At 46.8% G+C, this 17,330-nt stretch carries 15 protein-coding genes and 1 tRNA gene; 2 read left to right on the forward strand and 14 right to left on the reverse strand.

Features of this window, described 5'->3' with window-relative positions; all coding sequences use genetic code 11:
- Positions 1-318 (forward strand): DUF411 domain-containing protein (locus tag Q0236_RS05595; protein ID WP_297915911.1); only part of this gene is annotated, 318 nt, incomplete at its 5' end.
- A gap of 163 nt (positions 319-481) precedes the next feature.
- On the opposite strand, the gene Q0236_RS05600 is transcribed toward Q0236_RS05595, so the two are convergent.
- From Q0236_RS05600 to Q0236_RS05640, 9 genes are all read right to left on the reverse strand, one after another.
- Positions 482-555 (reverse strand) — tRNA-Gln (locus Q0236_RS05600).
- Between the two features lie 494 nt (positions 556-1,049).
- Complete coding sequence (locus tag Q0236_RS05605; RefSeq protein WP_297915913.1) at positions 1,050-1,244, reverse strand: hypothetical protein; 195 nt, start codon at positions 1,242-1,244, stop codon at positions 1,050-1,052.
- A 258-nt stretch (positions 1,245-1,502) separates the two neighbouring features.
- A complete protein-coding gene (locus Q0236_RS05610; RefSeq protein ID WP_297915915.1) occupies positions 1,503-2,561 on the reverse strand; it encodes an HAD family hydrolase in 1,059 nt (352 codons plus the stop codon).
- Between the two features lie 66 nt (positions 2,562-2,627).
- Positions 2,628-3,650: an OmpA family protein gene (locus Q0236_RS05615; protein WP_297915917.1), complete on the reverse strand. Its 1,023-nt coding sequence runs from the start codon at positions 3,648-3,650 to the stop codon at positions 2,628-2,630.
- A 100-nt stretch (positions 3,651-3,750) separates the two neighbouring features.
- Positions 3,751-4,140, reverse strand: a complete 390-nt coding sequence (rpsI, locus tag Q0236_RS05620; protein ID WP_005869670.1) for a 30S ribosomal protein S9 — start codon at positions 4,138-4,140, stop codon at positions 3,751-3,753.
- Between the two features lie 2 nt (positions 4,141-4,142).
- Positions 4,143-4,568, reverse strand: coding sequence for a 50S ribosomal protein L13 (gene rplM / locus Q0236_RS05625; protein ID WP_005869672.1), 426 nt, complete (start codon positions 4,566-4,568; stop codon positions 4,143-4,145).
- Positions 4,569-4,683: 115 nt separating this feature from the next.
- Entirely contained in the window at positions 4,684-7,602 is a 2,919-nt protein-coding gene (locus Q0236_RS05630) for a RecB-like helicase (RefSeq protein WP_297915919.1), read from the reverse strand.
- Positions 7,589-10,501, reverse strand: a complete 2,913-nt coding sequence (locus tag Q0236_RS05635) for a PD-(D/E)XK nuclease family protein (protein WP_297915921.1) — start codon at positions 10,499-10,501, stop codon at positions 7,589-7,591. The genes Q0236_RS05630 and Q0236_RS05635 overlap by 14 nt, the downstream gene beginning before the upstream one ends.
- A 277-nt stretch (positions 10,502-10,778) precedes the next feature.
- A complete protein-coding gene (locus tag Q0236_RS05640; RefSeq protein ID WP_297915923.1) occupies positions 10,779-11,462 on the reverse strand; it encodes a response regulator transcription factor in 684 nt (227 codons plus the stop codon).
- Positions 11,463-11,612: 150 nt separating this feature from the next.
- Here Q0236_RS05640 and Q0236_RS05645 point away from each other — a divergent pair, with 150 nt between their 5' ends.
- Entirely contained in the window at positions 11,613-11,897 is a 285-nt protein-coding gene (locus tag Q0236_RS05645) for a hypothetical protein (protein WP_297915925.1), read from the forward strand.
- Positions 11,898-12,384: 487 nt separating this feature from the next.
- Here the strand turns inward: Q0236_RS05645 and carA are convergent, their stop codons facing one another.
- The 5 genes from carA to Q0236_RS05670 all read right to left on the reverse strand — a co-directional run.
- On the reverse strand, positions 12,385-13,503 hold the full coding sequence (gene carA / locus Q0236_RS05650; RefSeq protein WP_297915927.1) for a glutamine-hydrolyzing carbamoyl-phosphate synthase small subunit: 1,119 nt from the start codon (positions 13,501-13,503) through the stop codon (positions 12,385-12,387).
- Complete coding sequence (locus Q0236_RS05655; protein WP_297915929.1) at positions 13,503-14,054, reverse strand: DUF507 family protein; 552 nt, start codon at positions 14,052-14,054, stop codon at positions 13,503-13,505. The genes carA and Q0236_RS05655 overlap by 1 nt, the downstream gene beginning before the upstream one ends.
- Positions 14,055-14,129: 75 nt before the next feature.
- The gene (locus Q0236_RS05660; RefSeq protein WP_297915931.1) at positions 14,130-15,380 is read right to left on the reverse strand and encodes an adenylosuccinate synthase; all 1,251 of its coding nucleotides are present in this window, start codon (positions 15,378-15,380) and stop codon (positions 14,130-14,132) included.
- The gene (locus Q0236_RS05665) at positions 15,377-16,240 is read right to left on the reverse strand and encodes an ATP phosphoribosyltransferase regulatory subunit (protein WP_297915933.1); all 864 of its coding nucleotides are present in this window, start codon (positions 16,238-16,240) and stop codon (positions 15,377-15,379) included. Before Q0236_RS05665 ends, Q0236_RS05660 begins: the two co-directional genes overlap by 4 nt.
- A partial coding sequence (locus Q0236_RS05670; protein WP_297915935.1) for an EAL domain-containing protein occupies positions 16,237-17,330 on the reverse strand: 1,094 nt, incomplete at its 5' end. The genes Q0236_RS05670 and Q0236_RS05665, both read right to left, overlap by 4 nt.

The following is a 17,330-nucleotide window of genomic DNA, read 5'->3' on the forward strand; positions in this document are numbered from 1 at the left end:
GTCGAGATTATTTCGCTGGCTGACGAGCCGCTTATCCAGAAGAAGAATGAGTTCAAACTTCCGCTCGAGCTCGCTAGCTGCCACACCGCGATCATAGACGGATATGTAGTCGAAGGACATATGCCAGCAGGTGAGATCCGCACGTTACTAAAAAATAAGCCTAAAGACGTCATCGGCATAGCAGTACCTGGCATGCCACTAGAAGCGCCAGGTATGGAGCAAGGCTCTCAGCCCGAGGTCTATGACGTGGTGGCGTTTAAAAAGGATGGCTCGTATCAAAGCATCGCCACTTACAAAGGCAAAGAAAAAATCAAATAATCCGCCGCTTTAAAGCGGCAACTTACTTATTGGCTCGATAAAATTTTGCGTATTTAAGGCTTGGCGCAATTTGCCTTAGCCGGCGAATGCTGCCACGATCTGCAAAAAATGACGCGCAAATTAATTTCAAACACTGCTATGATAAAGGGGATTAAAAATTAAGTGGATGGGCTAATAGGGGTCGAACCTATATTCACAAATCCAGAGTTTGTTGTCCTGCCATTAGACGATAGCCCATTTCGGAAGCGGTATTTTATAGAATTTTGCTTTAAAAAAGCATAAGAGCGGGCGGAATTTTAAAATTTTGCAAAATTTTAGATTAAATTTAAAGCCCTGCTGCGCCTAAACGATAAAATTAAAACGCAAAAGCTAACGCTGCTTTCATAGGCTCCGATAAAAGAATATGGCTGCTCGTCGCGGGGCCGCGGAGCTAAATTTTAAAATTTGGCTAGTTTATCCTATATTTACGCCTTTGCGAGCTATTTATTCCGGGATGAAATTTTTAGCATATAAGCCTGTCTTCAAAACATATATGTTTAGTGCTCGCTGGGCGCGGGCGCGGCCTTAAATGATATAAATCGCACCGAAAATCCGCAGCGAACATAATTGCGACAAAACCCGGAATGCAGCGCCCTAAATAAGCGTCAAATAGACTTGCGATAGGATCGCACAAAAGTCCTACCAAATGCTCGCCTCAAGCGGAGTGTAAAATTTATCACGATTAAGTGGGTCTAAACTAAAATCAAAGCCATATAATTTGAGTGCGAAGCTTGCATAAAATTTCTTGCAAAGGCCGTTCGCAGGCTCAAAAGATATTGTAAAATTGCATAAAATTTGACTGCGACGGAATTTTTCCCATATATTGTGTTAATACCAAACATTCGACGAATCATATCAAGCACGACGAACAGAGTGAAATCTCTCATACATCGTTGATACGGCACGGGCTATTTTGCTAGACTAGAGCAGAAATGTGCGAATTTAACTCCGCGCATCGTTTGAACACTTAGAAAGCGCCTTGCTTTCCAGCTAAATAGCACGAGCAAATTCATATCACGCGCTGTTTAAAACGCAAAATTCATTGGAATTTCAAATTTCAAATTTTAAATTTCGGGCACGGGTTCGCTTATAAGTATTTGCAAAAATAGCGCATCGAAACTAGGTAAAATTTCGCTTTATCGCGCCTAAAATTTAGATGAAATTTTGCGTATCAGCTCAACCGCCTCTTTTGCGTCCGAGCATACGAACTCGAAATGCGCCCGTAGCTCCGAGGTACTGCCGTAGCCGCAGCTTACGCCCACGCTTCGCACCGCTGCCGACTTTGCCGAGATGGCGTCAAGTAGTGTATCGCCGATCATAAAGATATTTTGGCTAACAGAAGACAGGATTTCGTCACTGCAAATTTTGTCATAACAAGGAGTGGAATTTAGCTCATGTGCATCATAAATTTTACCGCCGCGCGCGCCGCCTTTATCGCTCTCGCCCTCGATGCTGACACCGCTCTTTTGGCTATTATCGCCAGCTTTATATTTAATACCAATCGCTTCGCTTAAATTTTTAAACGAAATTCTATCAGAATTTTGACTCGCGATGCTGCTTAAATTTTGCTCGTAAACTTTGCTAGGATCAGGATCAAGCGCAAGAATACTCGGTAGATCGGATGGCGGAATTTCACTCAAAATCGCGCTCCTGTTAGTAGCACTTGTATTTTCATCGGCAGTCGCGTCGTGAGTTTTACCGCGAGCCGCATGCGGGCTTTTGCTAGCAGTCGCGCCGCAAATTCCTAAATTTTCGAGCGCCTTTAAGATCGGTTCGGCGCTTGGTTTGGGATCTTGCACGTCCTCTCGTCCGACGATGGTGCCGAAAAATTCCGCGATACCCAGATGCTGCAATAAAATTTTAGAAAATTTCGACGTCTTGGTCGTCACGACGCCTAAATTTGCAAACTCGCTCGCCGCACGAACCGCCTCGAACGCACCGCTTAGCAGAACGGTCTGATCCAAAAATATCTGCGCGTATCGCTGTTTGTAGGCGAGCACGAAATTCTGCACATCGCGCGTCACACCTAGACGCTCAAACATCACTTCTAACGGATGCCCGATAAGCCTTTTAATCGCTTCGTCGCTAGGCTCTGCAGCGCCCAAATGCGCAAACGCGTAGTGAAAGCCGTCCAGTATCGCGGGCGTGGAGTCTATGAGCGTGCCGTCCAGATCGAAAAGCAGTGTAATTTGGAATTTTGGCATTTTAAAATTTAATTTGGATATAAAAAAAGCGGAGCCGAAGCTCCGCTTATGTGGATCTAGAAAAGATTATTTTCTAAATTTAGCGTCGACGCGTCTATTTTGAGCGCGGCCTGCTTTAGTAGCGTTTGTAGCGATAGGCTTAGTCTCACCGTATCCTACAGTGGTGATTCTGCTAGCATCTACGCCGAAGCTCTTAAGCGCACCTCCAACTGCAGCAGCTCTGCGCTCGGAAAGCTTTTGATTATATGCATTCGAACCGGTGCTATCGGTGTGACCCTCTAAGATTACTTTGTAATCAGGGTGAGCTACTAGCACGTCGCTTACGTTTTTGATCTGGTTCATAAACTCAGGGGAAATTTTTGAGCTATCTGTAGCGAAATTTACGCCCAAATTTAATCTAATAACCTTCTCGCAGCCGTATTCATCAACAACTACGCCAGCAGGTGTGCCTGGGCATCTATCGACATTATCGCATACGCCGTCGTTATCTGCGTCTTTGCAGCCTGTAGGAGCCGGAGCGGCAGCTGGGGCTGCGTCAGCATATCTCTTGCCAAAATCAACTGCAAAGCCTAGAGTATAGAATAATACGTGGTTGCCGTCGTCAAATCTGATAGCATCGCGTGCTTCAAGTTTTGTAGCGAAGTTGTCGGTAATGTAGTATTTTAGACCCAAGCCGTATTGACCGAAGCCGCTATCTTGGTCGCCATCGTTGTAAACGTCTTTAGTGTAATCCATATATCCAAGACCTAGCAAGCCGTATAATTTGAAATTATCGGTAAAATTTACCAAGTCTTTTACAGTATTGATGTGATAATATTTAGCGTCAGGCTTATCGTTGCCTACTCTGTGAGCTAAATCCTCTACGCCAATATTGCGAGAGTAATCAAAACCAACCTCTACTTGATCGATAAACGAATCTTGTAGATTTTTGGCAAGACGTAGACCGAACATAAAATTCGAATCCAAATCCATATTTCCCTCATGAGTCACTCCACCGACAGTAGGGGTAATCTCCCAGTGATAATCAGCATCTGTAGCGAGCAACGCGCTAGATGCACACAAGCTTAATGCAAGTAAAACTTTTTTCATTAAACATCCTTTCAAATAAAGTTGGTTTGATATTACCATAAAATTTTTAAAGAATTTACAAATATGCGATAATTTTGCCGCAAATTTTGTAAAAAAACCATTATCTCTTGGAGAATTGCGGGCTTCTTCGCGCTTTGCGGCGACCGAATTTCTTTCGCTCGACCACGCGGCTATCGCGAGTTAACAGACCTTTTGGCTTAAGAGCCGCTCTAAAATCTTTATCCATAGCCGCAAGTGCTTTTGAAATTCCGTGCTTTAGCGCATCCGCTTGAGCCGAATATCCGCCGCCCAAAGTCTGCGCGGTGATATCCATCGAGGTCTCTTGTTTAGTCGCTAAAAGCGGCTGAACGACCCTTAGTTTGATCGCTTCGTGACCGCCTAGCCAGGTGTTTAGATCCATACCGTTTACTACGATCTTGCCACTTCCCGGTTTTACCCAAACCTTAGCTACGGCAGTTTTTCTCTTTCCGGTTGCATAAATTGTCGCCATGATTATTTTCCTTTTTTAGTTGTTTGCGCAGTATGAGGGTGCTCGCCGCCTTCATATACGAATAGCTTTTTGATCATCGCCTTGCCGAGCTTCGTCTTAGGAAGCATGCCGCGAACCGCAAGTCTATAGAGCTTTGCGGGATTGTTTTTAAGCAGGTCTTGAAATTTCACGCTCTTTACGCTTCCGAAATAGCCCGAGTAGCTGTGATAAAGCTTGTCGTCGCCTTTGTTATTGCCGGTAAATACGGCTTTTGAAGCGTTGATGATAACGACGTAGTCTCCGCAATCCACGTTTGGAGTGTAGCTTGGTTTGTGTTTGCCGCGTAGCAATACCGCAACTTCGGTAAGCATCCTACCGAATCTTTTGTCGGTCGCGTCGATAACGACCCAGTCGCGCTTAACTTCGCTAGGCTTTGTAATTTCTGTCATGGTTTCCGCCTTATTAAAATTTGAGCTGTGATTATATAGAAATATCCTTACGTATAGCTTAATTTAAGCTATCTTTAATATATCTGCGCTCAAATTTCATCTAAGCTTTAAAATTTTATCCCTCCTCATTTACTTCGATCAGCTTAGCGCCCGCAGCTTCGAGAACCAGCACGAAGGCGTGCACCCGCGCATGCGGATAAAACTCGCGGATTACGCTTTTATACCGCGCCACTTGAGCTTTGTTTTGCGCGAGGTATTTTTCGGAGCTTTTGTAATCAAAAAGCAAAATTTCATCCTGCCCAAAGCACGCCAGATCCACGCGCAAAAGTTCACCCTCCGCGCTTTTGATCGGCATCTCTTTATAAGCTTGAGCGCCTCTTATCAGAGCTAAAAATTCCTCGTTTTTGCTTAGGCTAAGAGCCCGTGCCGCGATATTTTCAAAATCCGCGTCATTTAAAAATTTAGCGTAGCGTCCTCTTGCCAGGCTTACTCCGCGTAAAATTTCATCCGCCGCAAATCCTTCGCTCATCTCCAGAGCATAGTGCAGCGCCTCGCCGAAATATATCGCGCTTAGCGCCTCCGCTTCGCCCCCGCTAGCCTTTTCTTGCGCGCCTTGAGGCTCGCCCGCTACGAGCGCGATCTTTTTTTGCGGCGACTGCTCTTCTGATTTTACGAAGCTTGGGATTAAGTAGCCGTATTGAAAATCCGGGATATCCAGCCACTTCACGATGCCCGCACCCTTGGTCTTTTTAGCGTAAGGCGAAAAAAAGCTATAATTGTATTGATCTATTTTTGCCTCGGAGCGTTTTACGATGATGAGCGAGCGTTCGGCGCGGGTAAATGCCACATAGAGCTTATTTATATCCTCTTCATGCGCAGAGCGATCGTTTTCATCCATTAATGCCGCAAATTCCGTATCCAGGCTCTTTCTGCTCGCAAATTTATAAAAAATTCTCCACTTATGCGTGGCGAAATCATAGTCCGTCGCGAGCTTTGAGCTCTCGCCTCGGTCTTTTCCTCCGATGCGGTCGCAGACGATTACGTGCGGGAACTGAAGCCCCTTGGACTTATGCACGGTCATAATTTTAATGCCGCTTTGTTCCTTGGCAAATACCTCCGTTTCGTCGTTTGCAAACAGATACTCGCTAAAACTATTAAATTTTGCCAGCGTCTCAAAAAAAAGCAGCAGATCCGGATCGACAAAATTTAATTTCAGCGCGCTAGCTATAAATTCTGCCGTTTTTTGCGCATTTTTATGCAGATCGACCACTATCTTTTTAAGCCGCCTACCCAAAATCGCTTCGGCGTTTCGCAGATAAATTTCATCGCCACCTACGCAAAATTTCGCGTACTGAATTACGGCATTTACCTGCTCGCTGCAACGCAGAGCCTTATTTGAGCCGCTGCAAACCTCGCAAAATTCCGATAGCATCTCTTTTAGCGCGCTTACATGCTCGTTTTTCCAGCATAAAATCGCGATATCATCAGCTCTCACGCCACACTCCTCAACAAGCCTGCGCGCTTGCTCCGCAGCCCCCTTTAGCACGTCGTCGTATGAAAATGCCGCTACGTAGCCGTAATCGTCGCTTTGCACCTCAAATAGCGGCATTCGCGGATGAGAAAGCGGATAGTCCTTGATTTTTTGCAGCACCGAAGCGGGCAGATCGCTATCTAGCTTATTTGCTGCGATTTGATCTTCATAAGACGCAAATTTATCGCGCAAGATCTCATTTACAAATTTTACGATAAGTTTTAAACTGCGATAATTGCGCGGCAGGCTCTGCGTTTTGATTTGACTAAACTGCTCGCGCAATATATCAAAAATTTTTCTCTCCGCGCCGCGAAATTTATAGATGCTCTGTTTTTTATCGCCTACGTAAAAAAAGCTGCCACAGCGCTCTTCCGCCCCTTTGCCAGCAAGCGCCTCAGAGATTAGCGGCAGCATGATTTCATACTGGCAAATGTCGGTATCTTGGAATTCGTCAATTAAAATATGCGTGATTTTAGAATCGAGCCTGAAATACAAAAGCTCGCGGTTGCCCTGTAACGCCTCTGCGTTTGGATTTAGCAGCGAGTGCACAGCTGCGGTGACATCGCCGAACGTGAGCTTGCCGCTTTTGCGCTGCACCGATTTAAGCGCTTCGGCATAAATTTTAATTAGTCCTGCCAGCTTAGCCGCATATGTCGCATCCATCCACGCTATTTCGCGAGCTATGGCGTCTTTTAGCCTTGCTAACTCGCCGTCAAGATGCGAAATTTTTTTAAGCTGTGAGCGCGGATAATCGAAACTGCCGTTGGCAAGAGCCGAAAGAATGAAACCAGAGGATAATTTTGACAGATCACTAACAGGGCTTAGCCCATTTATGGCTCCAGCACTTACGCCCGCATCTCTCGCCGCTTTTTGCAAGCGAGATAAAATTTCATTTATCTCTGCCAGTGCGGAGTTTGCGGGAAGCGTGGGCGGATTTATGCTTATATCGCCTCTCCAAATGCTTTGCAAGCTATTTAAAAACTCGCTCTTTGTCATTCCTGAGTCGCTTACATAATCCACGACCTCTCTTAATAGCGCTTCGTTTTTACAAATCGCGCCTAAAAACGCCGCCTGCTGCACACTCAAAATCCCTTCATCGTTTTCAAAATCGGGATCGATGCCGCTGTTTAGCGCAAAGGAGCGCAGAGCCTTTGCAAAAAACGCATCAAAGGTAAAAATATTTAAGCTTTCGCTTAAAAATTTTGGGCTCAGCCGCTCTTGAGCCGCCAAAACCTCATCCGCGCTCATATTTAGATCCTCGCAAATTTGCGCCAGCTCGGCGCTAGGCTTTAGCGAGCTATCCTGCAAAATCAACAAATTTTGAAATTTCTCCACGATGCGCGTTTTCATCTCAGCAGCAGCTTTTTTGGTAAAGGTAAGAGCTAAAATTTCATTGATCGGCTCGCCTTTTAGCACCAGCTCGATGAACCTTACTGCGAGATTGAAGGTCTTGCCGCTGCCTGCGCTCGCTTCAAGCGCCAGATAATTTTCAAATTTTGCCATCAATCTGCCCCTTGCAAATGATTTTATAATCGCAGTATTCGCAGCTTTGCACCGCTTCCGTGCGCGTAAAAGCGACCTCGCTTGCAAATTCCTTGCCGATAGAGTTTAGCGTCTCGCGCAGGTTTTCTAAGCTAGGCGTTTTGTCGCCAGGAGCCGCAAACGCGCAATCTTTTAGCGACAGATAGGCGCATTCGCATTCCTGGGCTAAAAGCGCGCGGTAAAATGTAAGCTGGAATTTTTCCATATGCTTTTTAGCTGACCCGCGTTTGTAATCGATGATAAACTTCCGCCCTGCCTTATCTTCGTCGATGCGGTCGATCCGCCCGCTCAGCCGCACTCCGTCAAGCTCGCCTTTTAGCGATACTTCACTACCGCTAAAGCTCCAAATTTGCTCATGCCCTTCCAAAAGCCTAGCTAGCTTTTCTACAGCTTTTAGCTCAAGCTCTGCATCAAAGCGCGCGATGCCCGCTTCTCGCGCAAGCTGCGAATAAATAGAGCGAAATTTTTCCATGCTAAATTTCATCCCCGCTCGCTCATATAAACACTGAAAACTCGTATGTAAAATTTTGCCTAAAAGCGCATTGTCTTCGCCAAATTTTAGCCCCTCCCTCAGCCCGAAAACGTAGCGGTAATAATACTTCCTCTTGCATTCTAAAAACGTATCCAGCCGCGAAAACGATAGCTCCTCGGCAAAAAAATCATGGCGAGCCACGGGATCTTCTTGTCCGCATAAGGCGGGCTTAAATTCCTCTCTCCCAAAAAGCCGCAAATAATCCTCCTGCGAAAATTCCGCGTCTTGTCGCACTTCAAAGCTTTTCAAAAACCGCGAAGGCAACTTCTCGACGCTTTGCAGATAGCAAATCGCGCTTTTTTTAGCGCCTCTTAGCAAGCCGTCGTAGTAAAATCTTTGTAAATTTTCGCGGTCTGCATGGCTGATGAGCCCTGCTCTAGCGCGCAAAGCAGAGTTTAAAAACATCTCTCCGCTACTGCGCTTTGGCACTAGATCATCGTTAAAATCGGGGATTATCACGCCGTCAAATTGCAGTCCGCGGCTCTCTAAAAGCCCCATTACCGTGACCTTTCCGCCACGAACATCATCAAGCTTAATGCGCGAAATTTCTAACAAAAAAAGATCGATTAGATTGCCCAAGCTTAGGTTTTCGTCTTTAAATTTTCGAAGCAAAATTTTAATTAGATATAGCGGCTCTTTTAGCTTTTCTTGCAGCAGCGCGTCGCTAATTTTAGGTAAACAAGCAAGCTTTACAATTAGTGCCGCAAAATGCTCAAAGCTTACTTGCTTTGTAAAATCGCGCGCAAACTCGCCAAAAAGTGCCTCATCCACGCCCACACTCGCAAAAAACAGATCAAGCTCCTGCGGGTTTGGGCGCTGCGGATACTCATCTGCGCCCTCGCGTATTTTAGAGCGCCTAAAGCGATCGCGCTGTTTAGGGCTTTTTGAATATCCATCTTCTTCCTCAAGCTCTATATGCTCCAGTTGCATAGAGTATCGTAGGCTCTCTTGCTGCTTCTTTAAAAGCTCCTGCCGTTTTGCACGAGCCAAATAATCGCGCTGCTGCGCACACTCCAAGGACTCTTGAAACTCTGCAAACTCTACCGAAAAGCTTTGCTCTTCCGCGCTATTCGTGCGTTCTGCCGAAATTTCACGCAGAATTTCAAAATTTTCCGTATTTTCAAACGCCCCCGCAGATATAAAATTTAAATCCGCTTTAGAATTTGAAAAAATTTCGCAATCAAACGCGGAATTTTGCTGTGCAAAATTTTGTGAAATAGAATTCTCGGAAGCGAAATTACCTAGCGCTAAATTTTGCTGTACCGCGGAATCCTCCGTATCTAAAGATCCTCCATCCGGACTTTTGAATGCGCGGTAATCTACGCCAAATTTCGGCGTGCGCGCTTCTTTTAGGCACTGCGAAATTTTCTCTAGCGTTACGTAAAATAGGCTATCTTTAAGCTTCTCTCCCATCGCAAAATTTAGCAGCCTGTGCGAACCGCGAGCCCTTGCGATGCGCTCGTCGTAAAGCCGCAGTGTGCCGGCAAAGCTCTCGTCGGGCAAAATCACCGCGATGCTCTCCGGCGCGATGCCCGCGCGCACAAAGGATGAAATTTTTTCAAAAACGTAGCTAGCCTGCAAGCTTCGCAACTCAAAGCCTCTACACACAACCGCTCCGCCCACGCTTAGCAGCTCTCGACTTAGAATTTCACCCGTACTAAGATTTAGGCGGTAGGCAAAACCTAACTCTAGACTTATGCCGCAAAGCTCCTCCACCGCGCGCACGGGCTTGGAATTTAAAGTCGTGGCTCTAAAGCTCAGTACGACCTCGCTCAGCTCCGCAGCGCGCTTAAAAACCTCGAACTCAAATGCGCTAGGATTGCCGTCGATGTTGATTTCTATCCGCTCAAATCCACGCAAATAGGACTCATTTAGCTCATAATGCGCGGGTAGCGTGATCTCGTCGTAAAATCCATGCTCACGCAGAATCCTTGCATACGCCCCTGCTAGCTCTCGCAGAATTTCAAAATGCTCGGCGTACCACGCGTAGGTGTCGCTAAGATCGAGCGCATCGATACTTACGCGCTCCGCCGCAAGCTCCTTGAAAAAACCAAAAAGATACTCGCGGTTGCGCATAAACTCGTAAAGCTCGCTAGGGAATTTAAGCCTTTCGTCCGCGCGCTTGCTCTCGCTCACCGCCTGCTTCATAAAAAGCGCGCGGTCTATCTCGCCGCAAGCGACAAGATCCGGCACAAAAAGCGCCTTTTCGTAGAATTCCGCCAACGTAATCCTGGGCGCCAGCACGCCGCCGCCCTCGCTTTGCAGCGCCGCGCGTAGCGCACGCGAGCTAGTGTAGACAAAGAGATTTTTAGAGGGCAAATTTTTCAAAACAAATCCTTTAGAGTGATTCGCAGAACGCGGAATTTTGCGATATTTTAGCAAGAAATTTTTAGTTTGGGCTTTTAAGCAAAGAAGTTTTTGAAAAGCTTGAGAGGCTAAATTTTATCAAGTCAAATTTAGCAAGTTGGATGAGCGTAAAATTTTAATCTGCGGCGCTTTGAGCGCGGAAATATGCCTCGCTACACATTATGTCGCGACATATTTCGACGCAAAATTTTACAAGTGCAATTCCATAAATTACAAAGCGGCAAAAACGCGATCAAATTTAAGCGGGCTCAAGCTCGATCTTGTATCCCAGGCTCGGGACATTTTTTATGATTTCACCACCCACTTTATCGCGGATACGCTTGACGAAGGTACGAAGCGCCGTATCGCTTACGGCTCCTTCAGTCCAAACATAACGCTTGATCTCCTCGTAAAGTACCAGCTCGCCCACGCGACTGGCTAGCAGCGAGACAAAAGAAAGCTCCTTTTTAGTAAGCACGATCTGCTCGCCATCCTTCAGCAAAATACGGCGAAGCCCGTCAAATACGTAGCCTGCACCCATATTTACGACTCGTACAGAGTTCAGCTTAGACTTCATCAGCGCACTTATCTCTAGCACAAACGCGGTGACATCTACCGGCTTAAAGTAATACCGCTCGACGCCAATCTCCATAACGCCTTTTAGCTGCTCCTCCCTACTGAAGCCGCTAAGCACCACGATTGGGGCATGCGGGAAGATCTGCTTGATCTGACGTATCATCTCAAGCCCATCCTCGATCGGCATTAAAATGTCGGTAATGACGAGATTAGGGCTAAATTTTTTGAATTTTTTTACACCTTCAAGCCCGTTTTGGGCATTGTAAACGTTATTAAAAATACCCTCAAACGCCTTATGCAGCGAGGCTAGCAATTTAGTATCATCCTCGACTAGCAAGACGTCCAGCTCTTTTAAAGCGCAGCTCATAGCAGACCCCTCAAGGCGAAATTTCAAACGAAATTCTTTCAAATTTTCTCTTTTATTGAGCTTAAAACAATGTTAAGTTAAAAATTTAATTTCATAAAGTAACACAACTCTTATTTTAGGTGCAAATATGGGCGGGATTAAAAAAGAAGCGTGGATAAAAACCGCAGCCTAGGGATAGAGCAAAAATTTAAAGTGATGCGGGCTAAATCTTATCGGTGCGAAAGAGATTTAAGAGCGGCTGAAAGTAAAATTTCAAAGCAAACGCAGGTAAAATTTCACTACGCGGCGGAGTGGAATTTTATTTTAGGCAAATGGCTTTTAGAGAGAAATAAAAACAGCGCTGATAAGATTTTAAGGGCAGGTATAGTTTACCAAAAAACTAGGCATAACTGGCAAAACTGCGTCAATAAGATTTTAGTGAGCGAACGGCGCTAGAAAAAATTTTACGAGCGACAGGGCAGCTTGCTAGCGAAACTTTTAACGGCAACAAAATGGTTCGTCAAATTTAAAGAGCTTGAAGCCATGCTAAATGTACCGCAGGATCTATTTTGAAAGAGCTAAGCGCACCAAGCCCAATTTTTAAATTTAAAACGCATGAAATTTAGCCGCGCGTGCGCTTAAAAGCTAAGCGGATGCAAAAATCACACGAATGAAAAGCATGCGGCGCGCAGCCAGTTTAAATTTAAAATCGCGACTAGCGCAGATCTGTTTCATCCAAAAAGCTGCTTAATCCAAAATCACCGCGACAATCCTTAGTTCGCAAAAGCGTGCTTTACTCACTACTCCGACTTGCGATTATCCAGGCTGCGACGAGCTTTAAATTTACAATGCAAAGACCGCGTTAAAAATTTAAAGCTTGCCGTAAATTTAAAATTTTACCGCGCGACTGCGATAAAATTTAGTGCAGGCAAAATTTCAAAAATCATAAAATTTCAAGAAATTCTTTAAAGATATATTTGCTCTCGGTAGGCCCTGCGCTGGCTTCGGGGTGGTGCTGCACCGAAAATACGGGATAGTCTTTGTAGCGCACGCCCTCAATCGTGCCGTCGAAAAGATTGCGGTGCGTGATCTCGCAGATCTGCGCGATGGTTTCGGGGACGTTGTAGTTGTGGTTTTGCGCGGTGATCTCGATCGATTTGGTGCGCAGGTTTTGCACGGGGTGGTTTGCGCCGTGCTGGCCGAATTTCAGCTTGTAAGTCTCATATCCCATCGCGTTGCTTAGCAGCTGATGACCCAGGCAAATTCCAAAAATCGGCACGCGCGCTTCGACCATCTTTTTGATCTGCGCGATCTCCTCTTTGAGCATGCGCGGCTCGCCCGGGCCGTTTGATAAAAACACGCCGTCGATCTGCCCATCTTTAAGCTTAGCAATCAGGCTCTCTGCCGTAACGTCATGCGGAAAAACCTCGACGCTGAGCCCCAGATCGCAAAGCTCGTTTAGGATGTTTCGCTTTACGCCGTAATCGATCACGGCTATCTTTTTGCCGCAGCTTGCGGGCTGAGCGTAGCTTCCGCGCGTGGCGTCCCAGCGACCAGATGTGTGCTTATACGGCGCCTTCGTGCTTACGATGCTTACGTAGTTGATCTCCTCTATGCGCGCAGACTCGCTAAGCGCCTTTTTAAGAGCCGCCTTATCGCTGATCTCGGTAGAGACGAAGGCGCGCAAACTGCCCTGATCGCGCAGCATCTTGGTTAAAAATCTGGTGTCGATGTCGTAAACGCCGAATTTTCCGTTTTGCAGAAAATAATCTTCTAGGCTCATCTGCGAGCGGAAATTTGAAGGCTCGTTGTTAAAATTTCTTACGAAAATTCCGCTGGCGTGGATTTTGGAGCTTTCCTTGTCGTTTTCGTTGATGCCTACGATGCCGATTTCGGGCATCGTAAAGATGATGAACTGTCCCGCGTAGCTCGGATCTGAGATGATCTCCTCGTAGCCCGTGGCGGAGGTGTTAAACACGAGCTCGCCGAATGCGCTGCCGCCCTTGCCGAACGCCTTGGCTTGCAGATAGATGCCGTTTTCTATGTAGATATACGCATTCATTACAGCATGCCCCGTTTTCTTAGCTCCTCTTCGTAGAGCTTTTCAAACACAAGCTCGTATTCTTCGGTGCCTGGGATCAATTTTTGCTTATAGCCCTCGATCTTTTCATAGACCTCGTCCTCGATCTTTTGGTAGCTTTTCAAATACTCCTCGATCGCGTTATAAATTATCGTCTTTAACCTGTTTTCGGAGACTTTGTAATCGATCAAATTTTTCTTCCAAACGGTTTCTAAAATTTTATGCGATATGGTGCCGTAGCGATCCTCGAAATTTAGCTCAAAATTCTCGTCGTTTGCGATGTGGCGTTTGATGAGCCAAAACATATCTTTTTTATTCACGCTCATCTCATCTAGCTCGCTTATGCGCTCATCTATCAGCTCGTTTGCGCGCTCGTCTATCGCTCTTTCTTTTTGTAGATCGGCCCTTATGATCTCGTCCGCTTCCTTGGCGACGGGCTCTATGCCCGCACCGAGCGTAACGCAGCCGGAGTTTAGCAGATCCAGCGCTATTTTATGCGCGATATATGGCACGTGTGGTAGTCGTATTCGCATGATCGTTCCTTTAAATTCAGTTCTATGAGCGGTCGCGCCGCCCGCAACGGGTGAAATTTTAAAATTTCACCGGGTTTATAAAATTATCGTGTCGCTTCTTTCCGGGCTTGTGGAGATGAAGCCCACCCTCGCGCCGCTTAGCTCCTCTATTTTGCGGATATAATTTTGCGCGTTTTGCGGCAGATCCTCAAATTTTGAAATTCCCTTGACGCTGTCCCAACCCGGCATCTGCTCATAAACCGGCTCGGCAACTTCCAAATCGATCGGGAAATAATCGATCTCCTCACCCTTGTAGCGATACGCGCGGCAAATTTTAATGCTCTCAAAGCCGTCTAAGACGTCAAGCTTCATAAGCGCGAGCTTGTCGATGCCGCTAAGGCGCACGGCGTATTTCGTAGCCACTCCGTCGAACCAACCGCAGCGGCGCGCCCTGCCCGTCGTGGTGCCGTACTCCTTGCCGATCTCGCGCATCGCCTCGCCTTGCGGGCCCTTATCCTCGGTAGGAAACGCGCCGTTGCCCACGCGGGTGGTGTAGGCTTTTAAAATTCCCATCACCGTGCCGATATCTTTCGGCGCGAGCCCGAGCCCGCTGCAAGCCCCGCCCGCGATAGTAGTCGAGCTCGTGACGTAAGGATAGGTGCCGTGATCGATATCAAGCAGGCTTCCTTGCGCACCCTCTACGAGCACGCGCTTGTCGTAATCAAGCGCCTTCCACAGCATGTGCGTGGTATCGGCGATGTATGGCTCGAGCGCGCTTTTATAGCGCTTTAGCTCCTCGTAAATTTCAATCTTGCTAGGAATTTTAACCCCCGCTTTTTCAAAAACGCTCTCATGCGAAGCAAAATCCCGCGATAGCGCCTCGGCGAGCCTTTCAGGCTCCAAAAGCTCCGCTACGCGGTGTCCCGTGCGTGCAATCTTATCGGCATACGCAGGTCCTATGCCCTTGCCGGTGGTGCCGATCGCAAGCTCGCCCTTGCTCTTTTCACGCGCCTGATCGATCAGCGAGTGGTACTGTAAATTTAAAAACGCCTTCTCGCTTATGAAAAATCTGCCTTTTAAATTTTCAAACTGCGCCATCTCGGTAATCAGCACGTCGGGGTTGATCACGACGCCGTTTCCGATGATGTTGATGATATTTTTATGAAGCACGCCGCTAGGCACCAGATGCAGCGCAAATTTCTCGCCGTTTATGACGATGGTGTGACCTGCGTTGTGCCCGCCGCTGCTGCGGCATACGAAATCGTAATTCGCGCTTATCATATCTACGATCTTGCCCTTGCCCTCATCGCCCCACTGGGCGCCGATGACTACGTCAACTTTGCTCATTTCTCATCCTTTTGCATAATTTTTTCTATCAAAGCATCCACTAGCAGCGCAAAGCCGCTGGATTTTAGCCCGTCTATTTCGTAATTTCCGCCGTTGCAATACACCGCGCCCGCGTCTAAAAATCTAAAAAATAGCGCGTCGTAATAGCGCATTTTAGAGTAATACAGCAGCGAAACGCGGATATGCTCATAATCCACGCCTAGGTTTAAAATTTCATCTAAGCAGGGCTTTAGCTCTTCAGGCACCTGCGCACGCAGAGCCTGCACGTCCTTTAACGACGTGGCGCGAGCCGTAGCGTCCAGCCAAGGCAAATTTTGCTCAAGCAGCGTCTCAATCTTGCCCTTTTCAAAAATTTCAAGCGGCAGGTTTAAAATTTCGCAAATTTTTTTAGGAATTTCGATATTGCTTAGTTGAAGCGCGGGCATAAGATCAAATTCTTTAAAAAATTCCTGCGCGATTTTAATCGCAAGGGGCAAATTTTTCTCTCCGATCAGCTCCGCGCCGATCTGATAAAACTCGTCGCTTGGGTATTTGAAGGTCGGCTGAACGTAAAATAGCCGCCTTAGCTTATCGTCTTTCAGCCGCTTGCGCACGATACGTACGACGTCCACGGTGCTGTCTGCGCGAAGCGCAAGCTCGTGGTTCGTGGGATCAGAGAGCTTTAGAAGCTTCTGCGGCGCGACGCTTAGGTGCTGATGATATGAAAAATATGGCGTTAAAATTTCGCTAAAGCCGTTTTTAACGAGGATTTCGCTCGCTTTATTTTCCAGCTCGCGCTTGAGCTGCGCGCTCTTTCCGAAATACAGCCTCGAGCCGTTTGGTATCTCGTGATCGAAATCGGCGCTAACGCTATCTATCATGCTGCCTCCAAATCGCTTATGAACTGATTCAGCCGCGTTTTAAAGCTCTGAATGAAGCTTGCCAAAACGCAGTAATCAAGCGAAAGAATATCTAAAATTTGCTTACGTATTTCTGTATTTAGCGCAAATTTTTCACTGCCCGCGCTTTGAGTTTTGTTTAAAATTTCGCCGAATTTTGCCCTAAAGCCTTCAAACTCTCCTGGGCTCAAATCGCCTGCATCGGCGCGCGAAACGAAGCTTAAAGCAAGCTCTTTGTAATCAAGCGCATTTAAAAAGCTAATAAACTCATCTTTGTCGATAGCTGCGAGCTTGGGCGTATCTTTAAAACGCGCGATGAAAGCGTCTATCTCTTTGCGATCCAGAGCCTTGGCGATAAAATTTCCCTGCAGATAGTTAAATTTCAAATTATTTAAAAGCCGCAGCGATAGCGCATTTTCGACGCCTTGAGCACCTACTGCGAATCCAAACTCCCGCTTTAGCTTGCCCGTGATCTCCACCATCGCGCGGATGCCGTCCTTTTTCTTGCCGATATTAAGGCAAAGGGCGCGATCGATCTTGATAAGATCGAAGGGCTGATTTGCCAAAAACTGCACGTTTTGCGCGTTTGCGTTATTAAGCGCAAATTTAATTCCAAGATCCGCGTAGCGCTTGCGCACGGGGATAAAACTTTGATAGCTTTCTTCGCTAAAATCGGTAATCTCAAACATCAGCTCCCCGCGCCGCTCGCCCGCGCTTCGCAATCTGCGCGCTACCAGACCGTAAAATTCGTCGCTTGCAAGCACCGTAAGACTCACGTTTATGGAGCAGTTTGCGCCAGTCTGCTCGTTAAATTCCAACATCTTGGAAAAGGCAAATTTTGATATCAGAAGCTCAAGCTGCGGCTCGCCGATGATAGGAAAGAAATCCTGCGGCAGTAAAACGCCCAAGCTGCCGCGCTTCCAGCGCAAAAGCAGCTCGTAGCCGTAAATTTGAGCTCCGCTGATTATCGGTTGATAGAGCACGAAAAACTCGCCGCTCTCTATCGCCTGCCTAAGCCCCGCTTCGCTCATCTCATCGTCGGTAACGGGGGCATTTTCAAAGATAAAATAGC

This window comes from uncultured Campylobacter sp., from assembly GCF_938031315.1.
Taxonomy (GTDB): domain Bacteria; phylum Campylobacterota; class Campylobacteria; order Campylobacterales; family Campylobacteraceae; genus Campylobacter_B.

Coding starts and splice junctions, on each gene's coding strand:
- Q0236_RS05605 (WP_297915913.1), bottom strand. CDS start 1,244: ATGAGAGATTTCACTCTGTTCGTCGTGCTTGATATGATTCGTCGAATG.
- Q0236_RS05655 (WP_297915929.1), bottom strand. CDS start 14,054: ATGCGAATACGACTACCACACGTGCCATATATCGCGCATAAAATAGCG.
- Q0236_RS05615 (WP_297915917.1), bottom strand. CDS start 3,650: ATGAAAAAAGTTTTACTTGCATTAAGCTTGTGTGCATCTAGCGCGTTG.
- Q0236_RS05610 (WP_297915915.1), bottom strand. CDS start 2,561: ATGCCAAAATTCCAAATTACACTGCTTTTCGATCTGGACGGCACGCTC.
- Q0236_RS05660 (WP_297915931.1), bottom strand. CDS start 15,380: ATGAGCAAAGTTGACGTAGTCATCGGCGCCCAGTGGGGCGATGAGGGC.
- rpsI (WP_005869670.1), bottom strand. CDS start 4,140: ATGGCGACAATTTATGCAACCGGAAAGAGAAAAACTGCCGTAGCTAAG.
- Q0236_RS05665 (WP_297915933.1), bottom strand. CDS start 16,240: ATGATAGATAGCGTTAGCGCCGATTTCGATCACGAGATACCAAACGGC.
- carA (WP_297915927.1), bottom strand. CDS start 13,503: ATGAATGCGTATATCTACATAGAAAACGGCATCTATCTGCAAGCCAAG.
- Q0236_RS05640 (WP_297915923.1), bottom strand. CDS start 11,462: ATGAGCTGCGCTTTAAAAGAGCTGGACGTCTTGCTAGTCGAGGATGAT.
- rplM (WP_005869672.1), bottom strand. CDS start 4,568: ATGACAGAAATTACAAAGCCTAGCGAAGTTAAGCGCGACTGGGTCGTT.
- Q0236_RS05630 (WP_297915919.1), bottom strand. CDS start 7,602: ATGGCAAAATTTGAAAATTATCTGGCGCTTGAAGCGAGCGCAGGCAGC.